This is a genomic window from Enterobacter cloacae complex sp. P27C (assembly GCF_014895705.1).
Taxonomy (GTDB): Bacteria; Pseudomonadota; Gammaproteobacteria; order Enterobacterales; family Enterobacteriaceae; genus Enterobacter; species Enterobacter bugandensis.
The window spans coordinates 529,042-548,021 of the sequence record NZ_JADBQB010000001.1 but is presented as its reverse complement, the minus strand read 5'-3'; the positions used below and the strand labels follow the sequence as shown (position 1 = coordinate 548,021).

The following is an 18,980-nucleotide window of genomic DNA, read 5'->3' as shown; positions in this document are numbered from 1 at the left end:
TTAATGAAAAAGCTGTTTGTGCAGTTTTATCTTTTACTGTTTGTCTGCTTCCTGGTGATGACCATGCTGGTCGGCCTGGTTTATAAATTCACCGCCGAACGTGCGGGCCGGCAGTCGCTGGACGATCTGATGAAAAGCTCGCTCTATTTGATGCGCAGCGAGCTGAGAGAGATCCCGCCACACGACTGGGCGAAAACCCTGAAAGAGCTGGATCTTAATCTGTCATTCGATTTACGCATTGAGCCGTTGAAAGATTTTGAGCTGGATCCGCCCGCCATGCAGCGTCTGCGCGACGGGGACATCGTCGCGCTGGATGAGAAATACACGTTTATTCAGCGTATTCCGCGCAGCCATTACGTGCTGGCCGTCGGGCCGGTGCCCTATCTCTATTATCTGCACCAGATGCGCCTGCTGGACATGGCGCTGATGGCCTTTATCGCCATTTCGCTCGCATTTCCGGTCTTTATCTGGATGCGGCCCCACTGGCAGGACATGCTGAAGCTGGAATCCGCCGCGCAGCGTTTTGGTGAGGGGCATTTTACCGAACGCATTCATTTCGACAGCGGTTCCAGCTTTGAGCGTCTGGGCGTGGCCTTTAACCAGATGGCCGATAACATCAACGCCCTGATCGCCAGCAAGAAGCAGCTGATCGACGGAATTGCGCACGAGCTGCGCACGCCGCTGGTTCGCCTGCGCTACCGTCTGGAGATGAGCGAGAATCTGACCGAGGCAGAGAATCAGGCGCTTAACCGCGACATTGGCCAGCTTGAAGCGCTGATTGAGGAGCTGCTGACCTACGCGCGTCTCGACCGCCCGCAAAACGAGCTGAACCTCACCACGCCGGATCTGCCCGCCTGGCTGCAAACCCACATTGATGACGTTCAGAGCGTAAACCCGCAGCGCACGCTGTTGACGCGCGTCACGCCGGGTGACTACGGCGCGCTCGATATGCGCCTGATGGAGCGCGTGCTGGACAACCTGATGAACAACGCCATGCGCTACAGCGAAAGTACGCTCCAGATTGGCCTGGATTTGCAGGGCAACCGGGCCAGCCTGACGGTGGAGGACGACGGACCGGGAATTGCCCCGGAAGCGCGAGAAACCGTGTTTGAACCGTTTGTCCGCCTCGATCCCAGCCGCGATCGCGCCACCGGCGGATGCGGCCTGGGGTTGGCGATTGTCTACTCTATCGCGCAGGCGATGGGCGGCACGGTGCATTGCGAGGAGAGCGAGCTCGGCGGCGCGCGCTTCTGCTTTAGCTGGCCGGTGTACCATAACATCGCCCTTCCCGTCCCTGCCTGACCTCAAACGCACGCTGGCCTGACCCGGCGTGCTGTGCTATATGATAAGTATGTTGTAACTAATGAGAGTGTTTATGGCGAACTACGATCTCATCGAACGGCTTAACGGCACGTTTCGGGAAATAGAACACGAACTCCTGACCCTGACCGAGCGTTTGCAGGCCTGCCGCCTGCTGGCCGCGCGCGTCTTTACCCTGCCCGATGTGGCTAAGGGAGCCGAGCACGATCCGCTGGACACCATCGAGGTCGAACAGCACATCGGCAGCGCGGCCCTTGAGCTGGCGCTAAAACACTATCGTCGCCTGTTTATCCAGCAGCAGTCAGAAAACCGCAGCAGCAAGGCCGCCGTGCGCCTGCCGGGGGTCATCTGCCTGCAAACCGATGCGACATCGCGCGAAGCGCTGGAAAGCCAGATTGCGCATATCAACACCCTGAAAGCGGCCTTTGAAAAGATCATCACCGAAGAGTCCGGCCTCGCGCCTGCCGCGCGGTTCGAGTGGGTGCACCGCCAGCTTCCGGGGCTGATTACCCTGAACGCCTATCGGACGCTGACGGTACTGCGTCACCCCGCTACGCTGCGCTTCGGCTGGGCGAATAAGCACATCATTAAAAACTTCACCCGGGATGAGATTCTGGCCCAGCTGGAAAAAAGCCTGAAATCGCCGCGCACGGTCGCCCCGTGGTCGCGGGAGCAGTGGATTGAGCGCCTGGAGCAGGAGTACCACAGCATCGCCTCGCTGCCAGCGGATGCGCGCCTGAAGATAAAGCGCCCGGTGAAGGTGCAGCCTATCGCTCGCGTCTGGTATTCCGGTCAGCAAAAGCAGGTGCAATATGCCTGCCCGACGCCGCTGATTGCGCTTTACGATGCCGCTCAGGGCGCGGTGGTACCCGATATCGGGGAACTGCTGAATTACGATGCTGACAATGTTCAGCACCGTTACAGACCTCAGGCGCAGCCGCTACAGCTGATTATTCCTCGGCTGCACCTGTACGTGGCGGGATGATTATTTCAGGCTACCGACCATCGCTTCCGGGCGAACCCAGGCGTCAAACTCCGCCTCCGTGAGATAGCCCAGCGCCAGGGCGGAGGCTTTCAGCGTCAGCCCCTCTTTATGCGCTTTTTTGGCGATCTCGGCGGCCTTGTCGTAGCCAATATGGATATTGAGCGCGGTGACCAGCATCAGAGATTCATTGAGCAGCTGGCTGATGCGTTCGCGATTGGGCTCAATCCCTACCGCGCAATGCTCGTTAAAGCTTTCCATCCCGTCCGCCAGCAGACGAACAGATTGCAGCACGTTGTGGATCACCATTGGGCGATAGACGTTCAGCTCGAAGTTGCCGGACGCACCGCCCATGTTGACGGCCACGTCGTTGCCCATAACCTGGCAGCAGAGCATGGTCATGGCTTCGCACTGGGTCGGGTTCACTTTACCCGGCATGATGGAGCTGCCCGGCTCGTTTTCCGGGATGCTGATTTCACCGATGCCGCAGCGCGGGCCCGAGGCCAGCCAGCGCACGTCGTTAGCAATTTTCATCAGCGAGGCCGCCAGCCCCTTCAGCGCGCCGTGGGTGTGGACCAGCGCATCGCAGGTCGCCAGCGCTTCGAACTTATTGGGCGCCGTGACGAAAGGCTGTCCGGTGATGGCAGCAAGCTCCTCCGCCACGCGCACCGCGTATTCTGGATGGGTGTTTAACCCGGTACCGACCGCCGTCCCACCGAGCGCCAGCTCCGCCAGGTGCGGCAGGCTGTTCTCGATATGCTTCAGGTTGTGTTCCAGCATCGCCACCCAGCCGGAAATCTCCTGGCCGAGCGTCAAAGGCGTGGCGTCCTGCAGGTGCGTACGGCCAATCTTGACGATGTCGCGGAAGGCCTGCGCTTTCTCGTTAAGCGTGGATTTGAGCACGTTGAGCTGCGGGATAAGCTGCTCGCGAATGGCGATTACCGCCGCCACGTGCATCGCCGTCGGGAAGACGTCGTTAGAGCTCTGGCTTTTGTTGACGTCATCGTTCGGGTGGACCTTACGTTCCATGCCGCGCACGCCGCCCAGCAGCTCGCTCGCCCGGTTCGCCAGCACTTCGTTCATGTTCATGTTGCTCTGGGTACCGGAACCGGTCTGCCAGATAGCAAGGGGAAATTCGTCAGGATGCTTTCCCGCCAGCACTTCGTCTGCGGCGTTGATAATGGCGGTGGCTTTATCGTTGTCCAACAGGCCCAAATCCTGGTTCACTTTCGCGGCGGCGCGTTTGGTCAGCGCCAGCGCCTGAATCAGCGAGACGGGCATTTTTTCGGTCGAAATACGGAAGTGCTCCAGCGAACGCTGGGTTTGCGCGCCCCATAGCTTGTCGGCCGGGACGTCGATGGCGCCCATCGAGTCTTTCTCATGGCGTACCGTGGTCATTACTTTCTCCTTGATAACAAAAGAGGGATTGCTCACATGCTTAAGGGATAAGTATTGATGACTTCTGAGAAACGGTATGGCGCTTTGTGCGCTCTTTTTGATGTCGGGTGGCGGCGGCGCCACCCGTTTTTTTCAATTTACTTCACGCACGCCGAACACTGGGACGACTGGATCTGCTTGAAGAAGTCGTTGCCTTTGTCATCCACCAGGATAAACGCCGGGAAGTCTTCCACTTCGATTTTCCAGATCGCTTCCATACCCAGCTCCGGGTATTCCACGCACTCCAGGCTCTTGATGCTGCCCTGCGCCAGAACCGCCGCCGGGCCGCCGATGCTGCCGAGGTAGAAGCCGCCGTGCTTGTGGCACGCGTCCGTCACCTGCTGGCTGCGGTTGCCTTTCGCCAGCATGATCATGCTGCCGCCGTTGGCCTGCAGCTGATCAACGTACGAGTCCATACGCCCTGCCGTGGTTGGGCCTAACGAGCCGGAGGCATAGCCTTCAGGCGTTTTCGCCGGCCCCGCGTAGTAGATCGGGTGATCTTTAATGTACTGCGGCAGCCCTTCGCCGTTGTCCAGACGCTCTTTCAGCTTCGCGTGCGCAATGTCGCGGCCCACGATGATCGTGCCGTTCAGGGAGAGACGGGTCGAGACCGGATACTGAGAAAGCTGCGCCAGAATCTCTTTCATCGGACGGTTCAGGTCAACGCGAACCGCTTCCCCCTCACCCGCTTTACGCAGCGCTTCCGGGATGTATTTGCCCGGGTTATTTTCCAGCTTTTCGATCCACACGCCTTCGCGGTTGATCTTGGCCTTGATGTTGCGATCCGCAGAGCAGGAGACGCCCATCCCGACCGGACAGGAGGCACCGTGGCGCGGAAGACGGATCACGCGCACGTCGTGGGCGAAGTACTTACCGCCAAACTGCGCCCCGAGTCCCAGATTACGCGCCTCTTCCAGCAGCTCCTGCTCAAGCTGCACGTCGCGGAACGCCTGACCGTGCTCGTTACCTTCAGTAGGCAGTCCGTCGTAGTATTTGGTTGAGGCCAGCTTGACGGTTTTCAGCGTGCTTTCAGCCGAGGTTCCGCCAATCACGAAGGCGATATGGTACGGCGGGCACGCCGCGGTGCCGAGGGTACGCATCTTCTCAACCAGGTAATTTTTCAGCTTGCCCGGAGTGAGCAGCGCTTTGGTTTCCTGGTAGAGATAGGTTTTGTTGGCTGAACCGCCGCCTTTGGCGATGCAGAGGAATTTGTACTCGTCACCGTCGACGCTGTAGAGGTCAATCTGTGCAGGCAGGTTAGTGCCGGTGTTGACCTCTTTGTACATGTCCAGCGCCGCGTTTTGCGAGTAGCGCAGGTTGTCTTCGGTGTAGGTGTTGTAGACGCCGTGAGCCAGCGCCGCTTCGTCACCGCCGCCGGTCCAGACGCGCTGGCCTTTTTTACCGACGATGATCGCCGTACCGGTGTCCTGGCAGGTGGGCAGAATGCCTTTCGCCGCGATGTCGGAGTTACGCAGGAACTGCAGGGCAACGTACTTGTCGTTTTCGCTGGCTTCCGGGTCGCTCAGAATATCGGCAACCTGCTGCTGATGCGCGGGGCGGAGCATAAAGGAGGCATCGTGGAAAGCGTGCTGCGCCAGCAGCGTCAGCGCCTGCGGATCCACCTTGAGGATCTCTTGTCCTTCAAACTCAGAGACGGAGACGTGATCGCGGGTTAACAGGTAATACTCGGTCTGATCCTTACTGAGGGGGAAAGGATCCTGATAATGGAAGGGTTTATTCGACATTGTTCTCTCACTTACTGCTTCGGTCTGTTTATTCAGGGCAGATGTTCCGCTGCCCGGCTTAAAAGCGAGTCAGCTTATCCTACACAATTTTTTAACAAAAACTGAGACTAGTACGACTTTTTACATCCACAGGTTACTTCCACGTAGTTTATTGCTTTAATACCCGGAGTTAATTCCACATTTGAATCAGGGCTTGATAATGCAAAAACTCATTAACTCAGTGCAAAACTACGCCTGGGGAAGTAAAACTGCGTTAACGGATCTCTACGGTATCGCGAACCCGAACAACCTGCCGATGGCGGAACTATGGATGGGGGCGCACCCGAAGAGCAGCTCAAAAATTGAAGACGCCAGCGGCCAGGTACGCAGCCTGCGTGACGTGATTGATGCCGATAAAGCCGCACTGCTGGGCGACAAGGTGGCTCAGCGCTTTGGCGAACTGCCGTTCCTGTTTAAGGTGCTGTGCGCCGACCAGCCGCTCTCCATCCAGGTTCACCCGAACAAGAAAGCGTCTGAAATCGGCTTTGCCAAAGAGAACGCGGCGGGCATCCCGCTGGATGCCGCCGAGCGTAACTACAAAGATCCTAACCACAAGCCGGAGCTGGTGTTCGCGCTGACCCCGTTCCTGGCGATGAACGCGTTCCGCGAGTTTTCAGAGATTATCTCCCTGCTGCAGCCGGTCGCGGGTGCCAACAAGGCTATTGCCCACTTCCTCGAAAACCCAAACGCGGACGCGCTCAGCCAGCTGTTTGCCAGCCTGCTGAATATGCAGGGTGAAGAGAAATCTCACGCGCTGGCGGTGCTGAAAGCGGCCCTGAACAGCCAGCAAGGGGAACCGTGGGAGACCATCCGCCTGATTTCCGAGTTTTACCCTGACGACAGCGGCCTGTTCTCCCCTCTGCTGCTGAACGTGGTGAAGCTGAACCCGGGCGAAGCGATGTTCCTGTTCGCGGAAACCCCGCACGCCTACCTGCAGGGCGTAGCGCTGGAGGTGATGGCCAACTCTGACAACGTGTTGCGCGCGGGCCTGACGCCGAAATATATCGACATCCCTGAGCTGGTTGCCAACGTGAAGTTTGTGGCGAAGCCTGCCGCGGAGCTGCTGACTCAGCCGGTGAAAAACGGTGCAGAGCTGGACTTCCCGATTCCGGTTGAGGATTTTGCGTTCTCCCTGCATGACCTCAATCAGACGGAAACGACAATCGCACAGGAGAGCGCGGCGATCCTGTTCTGCGTCGAGGGCGAAGCAACGCTGCGCAAAGGCGAGCAGCGTCTGGTTCTTCAGCCTGGCGAGTCAGCATTCGTTGCAGCCAATGAGTCCCCGGTCAGCGTGAGCGGCACCGGTCGCCTGGCGCGCGTTTTTAATAAGCTTTAAGCACTTACTGAATTTTTTAACAACTCTTGCTAAGCTAGTTGAAGGCTTAATATCTCCGGGCGGTTTTTACCGCCTGGTTTCATTTTAGGGATAGTCGCAATGAAAAAATCGGTCGTAGCGGTTGGAGTGATTGTAGCGTTAGGCGTGGTCTGGACGGGTGCCTCCTGGTTTACCGGGAAACAGCTGGAAGGCCGTCTGGCTGAGATGGTGGCGCAGGCTAACGGAGAAATTAAGCGCAGCGCGCCGGAGGCGGGTCTGGAGCTGAGCTACCAGAACTATCAGCGCGGCGTGTTCACCAGCCGCATGCAGCTGGTGGTGAAGCCGGTGGCCGGTGCGGCAAACGGCTGGCTGAAGCCGGGGCAGAGCGTGGTGCTGGATGAAGTGGTAAGCCACGGTCCGCTGCCGCTGGCGCAGTTAAAGTCGTTTAACCTGATCCCGTCCATGGCGTCCGTTCATACCGTACTGGTGAATAACGACGTCACCAAACCGCTGTTTGACCTGGCGAAGAATGAATCACCTTTCGACATTAACACCCGTATTAGCTACTCCGGTGATACCAGTTCTGATATCGCGCTGAAACCGCTGAACTACGAGAAAGAGAACGAAAAAGTCGCCTTCAGCGGCGGCCATTTCAAACTTGATGCGGATCGGGACGGCAACGTCTTCTCCATGACGGGTGAAGCGGAAAGCGGCCTGGTCAACGCCGTGAACGAATATAACCAAAAAGTTCAGCTCACCTTCAACAACCTGAAAGCCGACGGCAACAGCCGTATGACCGACTTTAAAGAGCGTATCGGCGATCAGAAGCTCTCCGTGGATAAAATTGCTATCGCAATTGAAGGAAAAGAGATGGCCGTGCTGGAAGGCATGGACGTTAACGGTCAATCCGACGTATCCAAAGACGGTAAGAGCATCGATACCCAGCTGGATTACACGCTGAAGAGCCTGAAAGTGCAGAATCAGGATCTGGGCACCGGCAAGCTGTCGCTGAAGATCGGCAATATCGACGGCCAGGCATGGCACGAATTTAGCCAGAAATACAGCAAAGAGAGCCAGGCGCTGCTGACCGACGCCGCGCTGCAACAGAACCCGGAAGTGTACCAGCAGCAGGCGATGTCGGTGCTGTTCAATAACCTGCCAATCCTGCTGAAAGGCCAGCCGGTGGTCACCGTTGCGCCGCTAAGCTGGAAAAACAGCAAAGGCGAAACCAGCTTTAACCTGTCGCTGTTCCTGAAAGATCCTGCAGCCGCCACGGGTGAACCGCAGACGCTGGCGCAGGAAGTGGATCGCAGCGTGAAGTCGCTCGACAGCAAGCTGACCATCCCGATGGATATGGCGACCGAGTTTATGACCCAGATTGCGAAGCTGGAAGGCTACGGCGATGAAGATGCCGGCAAGCTGGCGAACCAGCAGGTGAAAGGTCTGGCGGCGATGGGTCAAATGTTCCGCATCACCAAAGTGGAAGACAACACCATTTCCACCAGCCTGCAGTATGCCAACGGCCAGGTAACGCTGAACGGCGACAAAATGCCGCTGGAAGAGTTTGTTGGCATGTTTGGTATGCCGACGCTGGGAATGCCGGAACCGGCTGAACCCGCAGCGCCAGCCGTACCGGCGGCACCGCAGCAGTAAGCAGAAAACCCCTCGCAAGAGGGGTTTTTTATTGCCCTTATCCTTTCCATCCCTCCAGGAAATCCAGCAGCAAGGCGTTAACTTTCTCAGGCTGTTCCTCCTGAGGAAGATGGCCGCACTCGTCGATACCCTGCGCCCGCAGGTTATCCGCCATTTCAGCCCAGACGCTTTGCATATCGAAAAGCTTGCCAACCGCGTGAAAATCATTGCCCCACAGCGACATTACCGGACAGGCGATTTTCACGTCAGCGTCGGCAAGATCCTGCGCCACGTCTTCCGCGTTGGCGCGATAGTCAGCCATCGCGCCTCGCACGGCTCCGGGCGCCTGATACGCGCGAACATAGGTGTCAAACGCCTCGCCGCTGATGGTTGACGGATCGTAGGTCCAGTCCGAGAAAAAGTGGCGCAGCCAGATATTTTCACGTCCTGCAATCAGCGCTTCCGGCAGATCGGGCACAAGATGGAACAGGAAGAACCAGTATGCGCGGGCGATGGAGGCATTCAAATCGCGCGCCACGATACGCGTTGGCACGTTATCCATGACCACCAGACGATCCACCAGCTCAGGGTAATCTTTTGCGAACCGCGTCGCGACGCGCGCCCCGCGATCGTGCCCCACCAGCACCACCTTCTGTAACCCCAGCGCACGCATTAGCTCCCGGATGTCCCGGGCCATGTTCCGTTTATCATAGCCAGAAGCCGGTTTATCCGTTTCGCCATATCCTCGCAAATCCGGCGCGATGACGCGGTAGTGCCGGGACAATACAGGTATCTGGTAGCGCCAGGCATAGTTTGTTTCAGGAAAACCGTGCAGAAGAATAACCGGCGCGCCTTCACCCTCTTCAACCACAAACTGTCGAATGCCGTTTGCCGTTACGGTGTAACTTTTCATATTCGTAACCTCACTTTATTTCAGCAGAGGCACGTTGGCCGCACGTTGATAAGGACCGTAATTTACAGGGTTCCAGCTATAGCCCTGCTGCCAGGCGGTGATATGCCCAATACCGGGGAAAGGCAGATGCGCAGCTGCCATCCACTCGCCGTCTTTCGCCAGGGCGTTAAACTCCTGCGCCCGGGACGAGATGGCTTTTTTCGAATCGACATCAAAGCGAATAGACACTTCAGGATGCGGGAACTGGACGGCTGGCGCATGAATCAGATCCCCAATGAAGTTAATAGCCGTCCCCTGCGACGCAAAGCGATAAACGGTACTGCCGGGCGTATGGCCAACGGCATAGGCCGTCTGGACTTCCGGGATCGGCGAAGCTGGCGGAACGAAGGTTTTAAGATGTCCGGAGGCTTTATACTCAGACAGTGCTTTTCGGGCGATAGCGAAATACTCTTTCGCATTAGCCGGCGCGCTCGCTTCTTTTGCAGGATCAAGCCAGTAGTCGGCCTCCCCCTGCGGTACATAGACGGTGGCATTGGGGAACAACGCTTTACCGTCTGCATCGCTCAGGCCACACACGTGGTCAAGATGCAGGTGAGTCAGGAAAATGGTATCAACCTGCTCGGGACGATAGCCTGATGCTTTCATATTGTTAACCAGCTGGCCGGCCGTTTCCGGCACGCAGTGCCCCGCTCCGCTGTCAATCATGACCAGATGTTTACCGGTATTAACCAGGAAAGCGTTAAAGGCGGTCGGCATGCGGTCGGCATCGATTTTATGCTGAGCCAGCAGTTTACGAACCTTGTCGTCTGAAAGACCGTGGAGTAAAGACGGCGAAAGGTCGTTATAGCCGTCGAACAGCGCCGTGACCTCATATTCCCCTACCGCCAGACGATAATATCCGGGGACCTGCTGCTTCACCTGCGCAGGTGCGTCAGCCCAGGCGGCACTTACCAGCAACAGGCTGCTGAATGCCAGAACCGTTTTCAACTTTTTCATCTTCACTCCAGATTGGTATTTTTCAGGTTGTGAAGAGACTATGGCAGCGTAACGATAAATACTGTAGATATGTACTTTGATAAGGCAGCATAACGAAAAGCGATACAATGAAACTGGAAGACGTTGAAGTGTTTGTCGAAGCCATTAAGACGGGTAGCCTGGCGGGCGCCGCGCGTCGGCTCTCAATGAGCGCCATGGCGGCGTCACGCTCTCTTAACAATCTTGAGGCTGAGCTGGGGGTCAGGCTGGTGCATCGCACCACGCGATCCCTCTCACCCACCAGCGATGGTGACGTTTTTTTGCCTCATGCGCAGACGTTGCTGGAAGATAAAAATAACGCGCTGGCCGATCTGTTTCCCGATGGTACGCACCTGTCCGGACGCCTTCGCATTACCGCCTCAGCGGCGTTTGGACGCAAGATCGTTGCACCGATGTTGCCGCTGTTTATGCAGCAACATCCTGCCCTGCAGGTCGACCTACTGGCAACCGATGAGCAAATTGATATTGTCGGGAAAGGCATAGACGTGGCGTTACGCATTGCACCGCTGCGCGATAACCGGTTAGTTGCACACCGCATCTGTGATAACCCCCGCGAGCTTTGCGCCAGCGCGGAGTATCTCGCCGCGTACGGTTCACCGAAATTACTTAACGATCTGGCTGGACATAGCTGCCTGACCACCTCAGATACGACACACTGGTCGTTTGAGAAGGGTGAACAGCGCTACAAACAAAAGGTGTCAGGCCGATTCTCGGCTAACTCTATTGAGGCGATTTTCGAGGCCTGCCTGGGGGGACTCGGCATCGCAAATTTATCTCGCTGGTACGTAGAGCCTGCCATTGCTGAGGGTAAACTCGTGCGGATCGTCCTGGGAGATGCTCAGCCGGAATCGCTGGCCATTTGGGCGGTTTACCCGACCTCCCGGCTGATCCCGGCAAAAGTACGAAAATTTGTAGAAGCCCTGGAGACACATCTGACGCTCAACCCGCTTACGCAGCAGAGCTGAGTTATTTCACCGTCACCAGCCGCGCCGCCACGATCTGGTGCCCGGACTGGACATCCGTGTTGTCGATGCGCTGCATAATTCTGTCTGCCAGCGTGTAGCCCATCTCCCGCGCAGGGGTGGTAGCCCAGACGATGGGGAGATCGTCCAGCGCGTTTTCACCAACGTCGGCGAACGCCCCTAACGCCACCTGATGGCCGAAGAAGGTTTCCACCCCGCCCTCGCCGCTCTGACGCCCGGCGCGGATCAGGCCAAACCAGGCTCCCATGGCAATCACATCGTTGTAGCAAATCACGGCGCTGATCGTCGGATTGCTTCGCAGCAGCGCGCCTATCGCTTCCGCCGCTTTCTTCTGGCTGGATTCACACTCCACGACCCATTCGCTGTGGAACGGCAGGCCGTATTTAATCAGCGTCGCGCAGTAGCCGCCGACCCGCTCGGCGCGCGTCAGGGAGGAGCTTTTCCCTCCCAGCCAGGCAATGCGCTGATGCCCGCGGCGAATAAGATGTTCGGTCAACATTTGCGCGGCCTGCATGTTATCCGGGCGCAGCGTATCGGCCTCGTCCAGATAGCTGGCGCGCGAGGCGAACACCAGCGGCACGCCTTTTTCGGCGGCGCGCTCGCACAGATCGCTACCCACGCCCGACGCTCCGGCGACGATCACTCCGTCAACCCCCTGGGTCAGCAGCATATCGAGACGGGAGAGAAGCTGCCCGGCCTCGCGCCCGCCGTGCAGCAGAAAGACCATCCGCCCCTGCGCTTCCAGCGCTTCGGTTAACCCGGCGGTCAGCTCCGCATAAAAAGGTGACGTCAGGTCACGGACAATCAGGCCAATCACCCCGCTTTGCCCACCGCGCAGCGCCGACGCCTGACGGTTACGCACAAAGCCCAGCTGTTCAACCGCCTCGTTCACCCTCTGGCCGGTTGCGGGCGAGATGCGCCCTTTACCACTGAGCACGAGAGAAACGGTGCTGACGGAAACCCCCGCCGCCAGCGCGACATCGTTGATGGTGACTTTTTTCGCTACAGCCATGTGTCAGCGTGACTCCCTGAAATGAGATCGGTAAAACGTTTTATCAATACGTTATCTTTATACTACCAGTCAAAGCCTGAGAATGTGATTTAGCGCGCACTAAACTTTGATAAAACGTTTTATCTTCTCGCAGCATTGAAGCAGGCAAACTGATTTTAACAATAAAGGAGTCGTTTTATGACGGCGAAAACAGCACAAAAAATATCGCTGTGGGAGTTTTTCCAGCAACTGGGTAAAACCTTTATGCTGCCCGTGGCGCTCCTCTCGTTCTGCGGGATCATGCTCGGGATCGGCAGCTCGCTGAGCAGTAAAGACGTCATCACGCTGATCCCGTTCCTCGGTACTCCCGTGCTGCAGGCGATCTTTATCTGGATGAGTAAGGTCGGCTCCTTCGCGTTTAGCTTCCTGCCCGTGATGTTCTGCATCGCCATCCCGCTGGGCCTGGCCCGCGAGAATAAAGGCGTCGCGGCGTTTGCCGGGTTTGTGGGTTACGCCGTGATGAACCTGGCGGTTAACTTCTGGCTGACCGCGAAAGGCATTCTGCCGACGACCGATGCTGCCATGCTGAAGGCCAACAACATTCAGAGCGTGATTGGTATTCAATCTATTGATACCGGGATCCTCGGAGCGGTCATCGCCGGGGTCATTATCTGGATGCTGCACGAGCGCTTCCACAATATCCGCCTGCCGGATGCTCTGGCCTTTTTCGGCGGTACCCGCTTCGTGCCGATTGTCACCCTGGTGGTCATGGGTCTGTTCGGCCTGATCATTCCGCTGATCTGGCCGGTCTTTGCGATGGGCATCAACGGCATTGGCCGCATCATCAACGGCGCGGGAGATTTTGGTCCGATGATCTTCGGCACCGGCGAGCGTCTGCTGCTGCCGTTCGGCCTGCAGCATATCCTGGTGGCCCTGATTCGCTTCACCGAAGCGGGCGGTACCATGGAGGTGTGCGGTCACGACGTGAGCGGTGCGCTGACCATCTTCCAGGCGCAGCTGAGCTGTCCGACTACCCACGGCTTCTCTGAAAGCGCCACCCGCTTCCTGTCTCAGGGTAAAATGCCGGCCTTCCTCGGCGGCCTGCCGGGTGCCGCGCTGGCGATGTACCACTGCGCGCGCCCGGAAAACCGACATAAAATTAAAGGGCTGCTGATCTCCGGCGTGATTGCCTGCGTCGTGGGCGGTACCACCGAGCCTATCGAATTCCTGTTCCTGTTTGTTGCGCCGGTGCTTTATCTCATCCACGCGCTGCTGACCGGCCTGGGCTTTACCGTGATGGCAGTGCTCGGCGTCACCATCGGCAACACCGACGGCAACGTGATTGACTTCGTGGTGTTCGGGATCCTGCACGGCCTGTCAACCAAGTGGTATCTGGTGCCGGTCGTGGCGGCTATCTGGTTCGCGGTGTACTACGGTATCTTCCGCTTCGCCATCACCCGCTTTAACCTGAAAACGCCGGGCCGCGATACCGATACCGCCACCAGCGTTGAGCAGGCGGTGGCCGGTACCGTGGGCAAATCCGGGTATAACACCCCTGCCATTCTGGCTGCGCTGGGCGGTGCGGATAACATTACCTCGCTGGATAACTGCATCACCCGCCTGCGTCTGTCGGTGGCGGATATGTCAAAAGTGGATACCAACGCCCTGAAAGCCAACCGGGCCATCGGCGTGGTACAGTTAAATCAGCATAATTTGCAGGTGGTTATCGGCCCGCAGGTTCAGTCGGTGAAAGATGAGCTGGCAACCCTGATGCGAACAGTAGAAGCCTGATGCCTCAACCCCCTCTCATGAGGGGGTTTTACTTTAAGGATTAACGTCATGTTTGATTTTTCTACCGTCGTGGATCGTCACGGCACCTGGTGTACGCAGTGGGACTACGTCGCCGACCGCTTTGGCGCGGCGGATTTGCTGCCCTTCACCATCTCGGATATGGACTACGCCACCGCCCCCTGCATTACCGACGCGCTGCATCAGCGCATCAACCACGGCGTGCTGGGCTACAGCCGCTGGAAAAACGACGAGTTTCTTTCCGCTGTTGAGCACTGGTTTCGGCAGCGCTTTAACAGCCGCATTGATAAAGAAACCGTCGTTTATGGCCCTTCCGTCATCTACATGGTGTCAGAGCTGATCCGCCTCTGGTCAAAGCCCGGTGACGGCGTGGTGGTCCACACACCGGCGTACGATGCGTTTTACAACGCCATTGGAGGCAATGCGCGTCAGATTGTGGCCGTTGAGATGGAAAAGCAGGCTGCTGGCTGGCAGGGCAATATGGCGGCGCTTGAAGCGGCCCTGGCGAAACCGGAAAACAAAATTCTGCTGCTGTGCAGCCCGCAGAACCCGACCGGCAAGGTCTGGACGCGGGATGAATTGACGCAGATGGCGGAACTCTGTGAGCGCTATGATGTGGCGGTTATCAGCGATGAAATTCATATGGACATGGTCTGGGGGGCGCATCGCCACACCCCGTGGAATGCGGTAGCGCGCGGCAAATGGGCGCTTCTCACCTCCGGCTCGAAAAGCTTTAATATTCCGGCACTGACGGGCGCATACGGCCTGATCGGCGATGAAGAGAGCCGTAACGGCTATCTCAGCGCGCTAAAAGGACGGGATGGGCTCTCTTCCCCTTCCGTGCTGGCGCTGACGGCCCATATCGCCGCCTATCAGCAGGGAGAGCCGTGGCTGGATGCCTTGCGTCGTTATCTGGAAGAGAATCTGCTGTATATCGCACAGGAATTAAACAGTGCTTTTCCGAAACTGAACTGGCAGCCGCCGGAAGCAACCTATCTGGCCTGGATTGATCTGCGCCCGCTGAACATTGACGACAGGGCACTGCAAAAAGTACTGATCGAGCAGCAAAAAGTCGCCATCATGCCGGGATATACCTACGGGGAAGAGGGAAATGGCTTCGTGCGCTTAAATGCGGGCTGCCCACGCAGCAAGCTGGAACAAGGGGTTCAGCGCCTCATCGCCGGGATCAACACGCTCCTGTAATTTGTTTGCGCAACGGAATATTCCCTTGCGCAAATAGCTTTTTACCCCGTTTTGTTTTTATAATATGGCGCACTTTAATCCGAAAAGAGTGCGACCATGATTGATACACGCCTGCCCTTAACTGATATTCATCGTCACCTTGACGGTAACATTCGTGCCCAAACCATCCTCGATCTTGGCCGCCAGTTCAACTTAACGCTTCCCGCTCAGACGCTTGAGTCGTTGATCCCACACGTACAGGTTACCTCCAATGAACCAGACCTGGTCAGCTTCCTGAGCAAACTAGACTGGGGCGTGATGATGCTGGCCTCGCTGGATGCCTGCCGCCGCGTGGCGTTTGAGAACATTGAAGACGCGGCCCGCAACGGCCTGCACTACGTTGAGCTGCGCTTCTCGCCGGGCTATATGGCGATGACCCACAACCTGCCCGTTGCAGGCGTGGTGGAAGCCGTCATTGAAGGCGTCCGCGAAGGGTGTAAAACCTTCGACGTTCAGGCCCGCCTGATCGGCATTATGAGCCGCACGTTCGGCGAAGCCGCCTGCCTGCAGGAGCTGGAAGCGCTGCTGGCGCACCGCGATGCCATCACCGCCGTTGACCTTGCCGGCGATGAGCTAGGCTTCCCCGGCAGCCTGTTCCTCTCCCACTTCAACCGCGCGCGCGATGCCGGCTGGCACATTACCGTCCATGCGGGTGAAGCAGCGGGCCCGGAAAGTATCTGGCAGGCCATCCGCGAGCTGGGCGCCGAGCGTATCGGCCACGGCGTGAAGGCGGTAGAAGACCGCGCGCTGATGGATTTCCTGGCGGAGCAGCGCATCGGCATTGAGTCGTGCCTGACGTCCAACATTCAGACCAGCACCGTGGCAACGCTGGCGCAGCACCCGCTGAAAACGTTCCTCGAGCACGGCGTGCTGGCCTCGCTGAACACGGACGATCCGGCGGTTCAGGGCGTGGATATCATCCACGAGTACAACATCGCCGCACCGCAGGCGGGCCTGAGCCGCGAGCAGATCCGCCAGGCGCAGATCAACGGGCTGGAGATCGCCTTCCTTACGCCAGCAGAGAAGCAGGCGCTGCGGGATAAGGTGGCAACCGCGTAAACCCTTTGCCGGGTGGCTTCTACGCCTTACCCGGCCTACAACAACGTCAAAAACTTATGCCAGACAGAGCGTGGCGCGATGTTTGGCAGATTCAATCCCCAGCTCAATCAGCTCCATAATCTGTATCGCCTGGCTGGCCGGAACCGGGTTCTCCCCCGTTCCGTTCAGCGCATCGCGGATGGCAGCATAATAAGCCGGATAGTTACCCGGGATCGTTAACAGGGTTTCCTTAACCAGCTCCTCACCTTCCGTCCGCGTCACGACGCCGTCGCGCATATCATAGCCCCAGTCTTCCTGCGGCATACGTTCACCGTTTTTGAGGCGATCTTCCTGCGGATCGAGGCCAAACTTCACGTAGCTCCCGCGCGTGCCGTGGATGATATAGCGGGCAGATTCCGCGGCCGCGACCATCGTCCCGTGCAGCACAATCCGCCGCTGCGGATAGCTGAGCACCGCGTGGAAGTAATCGGTGGTCTGCGCGCCGGGCCTGAGCTGGGCCAGATCGACCGTCATGCTCACCGGCAGCCCAAACAGATTCACGGCCTGGTCCAGCAGATGCGGGGCTAAATCGTACCAGATGCCGCTGCCCGGACCGGCCTGCTCGCGCCAGCGGTTTCTCACCTGCGGACGGAAACGGTCAAAATGCGATTCAAAAAAAACGATCTCTCCTAACGTGCCTTCCCCGAGAAGCGTTTTAACCGTCAGGAAGTCGCTGTCCCAGCGGCGGTTATGGAAAACGGACAGCACTCTGCCCAGGCTTTTTGCCAGCACCTCCAGCTCACGCGCCTGTGACAACGTCACGGTAAAGGGTTTGTCAACAACGACGTGCTTCCCGGCTTCCAGCGCGGCTTTCGCCAGCGGGAAGTGCGTGTCGTTCGGGGTGGGAATAACAATTAAATCGATATTCGGATCGTTGAAAAGGTGTTTAGGCTCGGAGACAACCGGCACTGCGGGCCAGTCAGCGTGGACTTTGGCGGCGTCGCTGCTGGATACCGCCGCCAGCGCCATTCCCGGCGTTCCGGCTATCAGAGGCGCATGAAACGTTTTGCTCGCGTACCCGTAGCCTATAAGCCCGACGCGGATGTTATCACTCATCGTGTTGTCCTCTTTTTGCGTTTCTTATTTCATACTGGCCTTTCTGGCATTGCCCTCATTAATAATGAGCCATGGCGCTTAAAATAGCAGGCTGTACCGGCTATTTTTGTTACATAGTATTAACCTTCTGATTTTGTTTAAGGGAATCGTTCCCAAAGCGCTTGCTGTCAGAGAAACAGCGCTGTAACATTTGCGACCTGTATTTATGGATAAATTACAACAGTGAATCATGGCATCAATTATTAATCGAATCATTGAATTAGCGGGATGGATTGTTCTTGGAGTTTCGGTCATTTTGCTCGGCGTAGCCAGCCATATTGATAACTACCAGCCGCCGGAGCCTGCTGCCGTCACCCATCCTAAGTAACCGGTTGCTGCTTTAAAGAGTGACATAATGTGTCAGTTTCGTATTGCCAGCCCTGGTGAACACGGTTAACCTTCTCTTCCAGGCATCACCTTCGGTGCCTGAATTTCAGCAAAGAAAACTCCTAATTTCGTCGCGTTATCTGAGTGGGCTGTTTACGTCTGTATTAATCCGTTTATTATTCGACCGAATTACCTTAACTGGTATTACTCACTTTTATATGGAAAATTATTAATATGACAGTTCAGGACTATTTATTAAAATTTCGCAAGATCAATTCGCTTGAGAGCCTGGAAAAACTGTTTGACCATCTGAACTACACCCTGTCGGATAATCAGGACATTATCAATATGTATCGCGCCGCTGACCATCGCCGTGCGGAGCTGGTCTCCGGCGGACGCTTGTTCAACGTCGGCGAGGTGCCGAAGTCCGTATGGCGTTACGTTTTATAAGAAAGTAGCCATCCGCGCGAAATGTTATATACTCTCCGCCCTGCAAACTGGCTGTACAACATTTCGCGCAGATAATGGGAGAGTTCATGACCGCAACGCCTGGAGAACGCATCGGAGGCTGGTTAATCGCCCCACTGGCATGGCTGCTGGTTGCCTTATTAAGCGCATCGCTTGCGCTGCTGCTTTATACCACCGCATTGATTACCCCTCACGCTATTCAGACCCTGATGTCGCAAAGCGTGCTGAATATAGCGATGTGGTTTGTGTCGTTCGTTTTCGCGATTGGGATGTGGTACTACACCCTGTGGCTGACTATCGCTTTCTTTAAGCGCCGCAAGAGTGTGCCTAAGCACTACATTATCTGGCTGCTCATTTCGGTTCTGCTGGCGGTTAAAGCGTTTGCTTTCTCGCCCGTGTCTGACGCGCTTGCTGTCCGCCAGCTGCTTTTCCCGTTACTGGCTGCGGCGCTGCTGGTGCCCTATTTCAAACGTTCGACGCGTGTGAAAAACACCTTCGTGAACCCGTAATAACCTTACAGATAACCTGTTGTCGCCTGCCCCGGTTTGT

General features: G+C 57.1%; 17 protein-coding genes. 11 read left to right on the top strand and 6 right to left on the bottom strand.

The window, feature by feature from the left end; genetic code table 11:
- Window positions 1-3 precede the first annotated feature (3 nt).
- A complete protein-coding gene (rstB, locus tag IM291_RS02735; RefSeq protein WP_048999470.1) occupies window positions 4-1,302 on the top strand; it encodes a two-component system sensor histidine kinase RstB in 1,299 nt (432 codons plus the stop codon).
- A 73-nt stretch (window positions 1,303-1,375) separates the two neighbouring features.
- Window positions 1,376-2,305, top strand: coding sequence for a DNA replication terminus site-binding protein (tus, locus tag IM291_RS02730; protein WP_192986061.1), 930 nt, complete (start codon window positions 1,376-1,378; stop codon window positions 2,303-2,305).
- On the opposite strand, the gene fumC is transcribed toward tus, so the two are convergent.
- On the bottom strand, window positions 2,306-3,700 hold the full coding sequence (fumC, locus tag IM291_RS02725; protein WP_192970981.1) for a class II fumarate hydratase: 1,395 nt from the start codon (window positions 3,698-3,700) through the stop codon (window positions 2,306-2,308). It lies immediately after the preceding gene.
- Window positions 3,701-3,837: 137 nt separating this feature from the next.
- Window positions 3,838-5,484, bottom strand: a complete 1,647-nt coding sequence (gene fumA, locus IM291_RS02720; RefSeq protein ID WP_028012930.1) for a class I fumarate hydratase FumA — start codon at window positions 5,482-5,484, stop codon at window positions 3,838-3,840.
- A 199-nt stretch (window positions 5,485-5,683) separates the two neighbouring features.
- Here fumA and manA point away from each other — a divergent pair, with 199 nt between their 5' ends.
- A complete protein-coding gene (gene manA, locus IM291_RS02715) occupies window positions 5,684-6,859 on the top strand; it encodes a mannose-6-phosphate isomerase (protein ID WP_028012929.1) in 1,176 nt (391 codons plus the stop codon).
- A 99-nt stretch (window positions 6,860-6,958) separates the two neighbouring features.
- The gene (locus IM291_RS02710; RefSeq protein ID WP_192986059.1) at window positions 6,959-8,491 is read left to right on the top strand and encodes a YdgA family protein; all 1,533 of its coding nucleotides are present in this window, start codon (window positions 6,959-6,961) and stop codon (window positions 8,489-8,491) included.
- A 37-nt stretch (window positions 8,492-8,528) separates the two neighbouring features.
- Here the strand turns inward: IM291_RS02710 and IM291_RS02705 are convergent, their stop codons facing one another.
- Complete coding sequence (locus IM291_RS02705) at window positions 8,529-9,383, bottom strand: alpha/beta fold hydrolase (protein WP_049000884.1); 855 nt, start codon at window positions 9,381-9,383, stop codon at window positions 8,529-8,531.
- Window positions 9,384-9,398: 15 nt separating this feature from the next.
- On the bottom strand, window positions 9,399-10,379 hold the full coding sequence (locus tag IM291_RS02700) for an MBL fold metallo-hydrolase (protein ID WP_163332411.1): 981 nt from the start codon (window positions 10,377-10,379) through the stop codon (window positions 9,399-9,401).
- Window positions 10,380-10,486: 107 nt separating this feature from the next.
- Here IM291_RS02700 and IM291_RS02695 point away from each other — a divergent pair, with 107 nt between their 5' ends.
- On the top strand, window positions 10,487-11,383 hold the full coding sequence (locus IM291_RS02695; RefSeq protein ID WP_192986057.1) for a LysR family transcriptional regulator: 897 nt from the start codon (window positions 10,487-10,489) through the stop codon (window positions 11,381-11,383).
- A 1-nt stretch (window position 11,384) separates the two neighbouring features.
- On the opposite strand, the gene IM291_RS02690 is transcribed toward IM291_RS02695, so the two are convergent.
- Window positions 11,385-12,413 (bottom strand): Mal regulon transcriptional regulator MalI, encoded by a 1,029-nt coding sequence (locus IM291_RS02690; protein ID WP_126326103.1) that lies wholly within the window; start codon window positions 12,411-12,413, stop codon window positions 11,385-11,387.
- Window positions 12,414-12,590: 177 nt separating this feature from the next.
- On the opposite strand from IM291_RS02690, the gene malX reads away from it, so the two are divergent.
- From malX to add, 3 genes are all read left to right on the top strand, one after another.
- Complete coding sequence (gene malX, locus IM291_RS02685) at window positions 12,591-14,183, top strand: maltose/glucose-specific PTS transporter subunit IIBC (protein WP_192986055.1); 1,593 nt, start codon at window positions 12,591-12,593, stop codon at window positions 14,181-14,183.
- Between the two features lie 48 nt (window positions 14,184-14,231).
- Window positions 14,232-15,404: a MalY/PatB family protein gene (locus IM291_RS02680; protein WP_192986053.1), complete on the top strand. Its 1,173-nt coding sequence runs from the start codon at window positions 14,232-14,234 to the stop codon at window positions 15,402-15,404.
- Between the two features lie 96 nt (window positions 15,405-15,500).
- Window positions 15,501-16,502, top strand: coding sequence for an adenosine deaminase (add, locus tag IM291_RS02675; protein ID WP_192986051.1), 1,002 nt, complete (start codon window positions 15,501-15,503; stop codon window positions 16,500-16,502).
- 54 nt (window positions 16,503-16,556) lie between these two features.
- Here add and IM291_RS02670 read toward each other — a convergent pair whose 3' ends face one another.
- Window positions 16,557-17,597 (bottom strand): oxidoreductase, encoded by a 1,041-nt coding sequence (locus IM291_RS02670; protein WP_192986049.1) that lies wholly within the window; start codon window positions 17,595-17,597, stop codon window positions 16,557-16,559.
- 241 nt (window positions 17,598-17,838) lie between these two features.
- Between IM291_RS02670 and blr the strand changes: the two genes are divergently transcribed.
- The 3 genes from blr to IM291_RS02655 all read left to right on the top strand — a co-directional run bounded on the left by blr (window position 17,839) and on the right by IM291_RS02655 (window position 18,940).
- Window positions 17,839-17,964, top strand: coding sequence for a division septum protein Blr (blr, locus tag IM291_RS02665; RefSeq protein WP_168733269.1), 126 nt, complete (start codon window positions 17,839-17,841; stop codon window positions 17,962-17,964).
- 233 nt (window positions 17,965-18,197) lie between these two features.
- Window positions 18,198-18,413, top strand: coding sequence for a transcription modulator YdgT (gene ydgT / locus IM291_RS02660; RefSeq protein ID WP_013096896.1), 216 nt, complete (start codon window positions 18,198-18,200; stop codon window positions 18,411-18,413).
- Between the two features lie 86 nt (window positions 18,414-18,499).
- Entirely contained in the window at window positions 18,500-18,940 is a 441-nt protein-coding gene (locus tag IM291_RS02655; protein ID WP_023311379.1) for a DUF2569 domain-containing protein, read from the top strand.
- Window positions 18,941-18,980 lie beyond the last annotated feature (40 nt).

Bases quoted from the DNA above. Each gene is read 5' to 3' on its own strand.
- rstB (WP_048999470.1), top strand. From the start codon at position 4: ATGAAAAAGCTGTTTGTGCAGTTTTATCTTTTACTGTTTGTCTGCTTC.
- tus (WP_192986061.1), top strand. From the start codon at position 1,376: ATGGCGAACTACGATCTCATCGAACGGCTTAACGGCACGTTTCGGGAA.
- fumC (WP_192970981.1), bottom strand. From the start codon at position 3,700: ATGACCACGGTACGCCATGAGAAAGACTCGATGGGCGCCATCGACGTC.
- fumA (WP_028012930.1), bottom strand. From the start codon at position 5,484: ATGTCGAATAAACCCTTCCATTATCAGGATCCTTTCCCCCTCAGTAAG.
- manA (WP_028012929.1), top strand. From the start codon at position 5,684: ATGCAAAAACTCATTAACTCAGTGCAAAACTACGCCTGGGGAAGTAAA.
- IM291_RS02710 (WP_192986059.1), top strand. From the start codon at position 6,959: ATGAAAAAATCGGTCGTAGCGGTTGGAGTGATTGTAGCGTTAGGCGTG.
- IM291_RS02705 (WP_049000884.1), bottom strand. From the start codon at position 9,383: ATGAAAAGTTACACCGTAACGGCAAACGGCATTCGACAGTTTGTGGTT.
- IM291_RS02700 (WP_163332411.1), bottom strand. From the start codon at position 10,379: ATGAAAAAGTTGAAAACGGTTCTGGCATTCAGCAGCCTGTTGCTGGTA.
- IM291_RS02695 (WP_192986057.1), top strand. From the start codon at position 10,487: ATGAAACTGGAAGACGTTGAAGTGTTTGTCGAAGCCATTAAGACGGGT.
- IM291_RS02690 (WP_126326103.1), bottom strand. From the start codon at position 12,413: ATGGCTGTAGCGAAAAAAGTCACCATCAACGATGTCGCGCTGGCGGCG.
- malX (WP_192986055.1), top strand. From the start codon at position 12,591: ATGACGGCGAAAACAGCACAAAAAATATCGCTGTGGGAGTTTTTCCAG.
- IM291_RS02680 (WP_192986053.1), top strand. From the start codon at position 14,232: ATGTTTGATTTTTCTACCGTCGTGGATCGTCACGGCACCTGGTGTACG.
- add (WP_192986051.1), top strand. From the start codon at position 15,501: ATGATTGATACACGCCTGCCCTTAACTGATATTCATCGTCACCTTGAC.
- IM291_RS02670 (WP_192986049.1), bottom strand. From the start codon at position 17,597: ATGAGTGATAACATCCGCGTCGGGCTTATAGGCTACGGGTACGCGAGC.
- ydgT (WP_013096896.1), top strand. From the start codon at position 18,198: ATGACAGTTCAGGACTATTTATTAAAATTTCGCAAGATCAATTCGCTT.
- IM291_RS02655 (WP_023311379.1), top strand. From the start codon at position 18,500: ATGACCGCAACGCCTGGAGAACGCATCGGAGGCTGGTTAATCGCCCCA.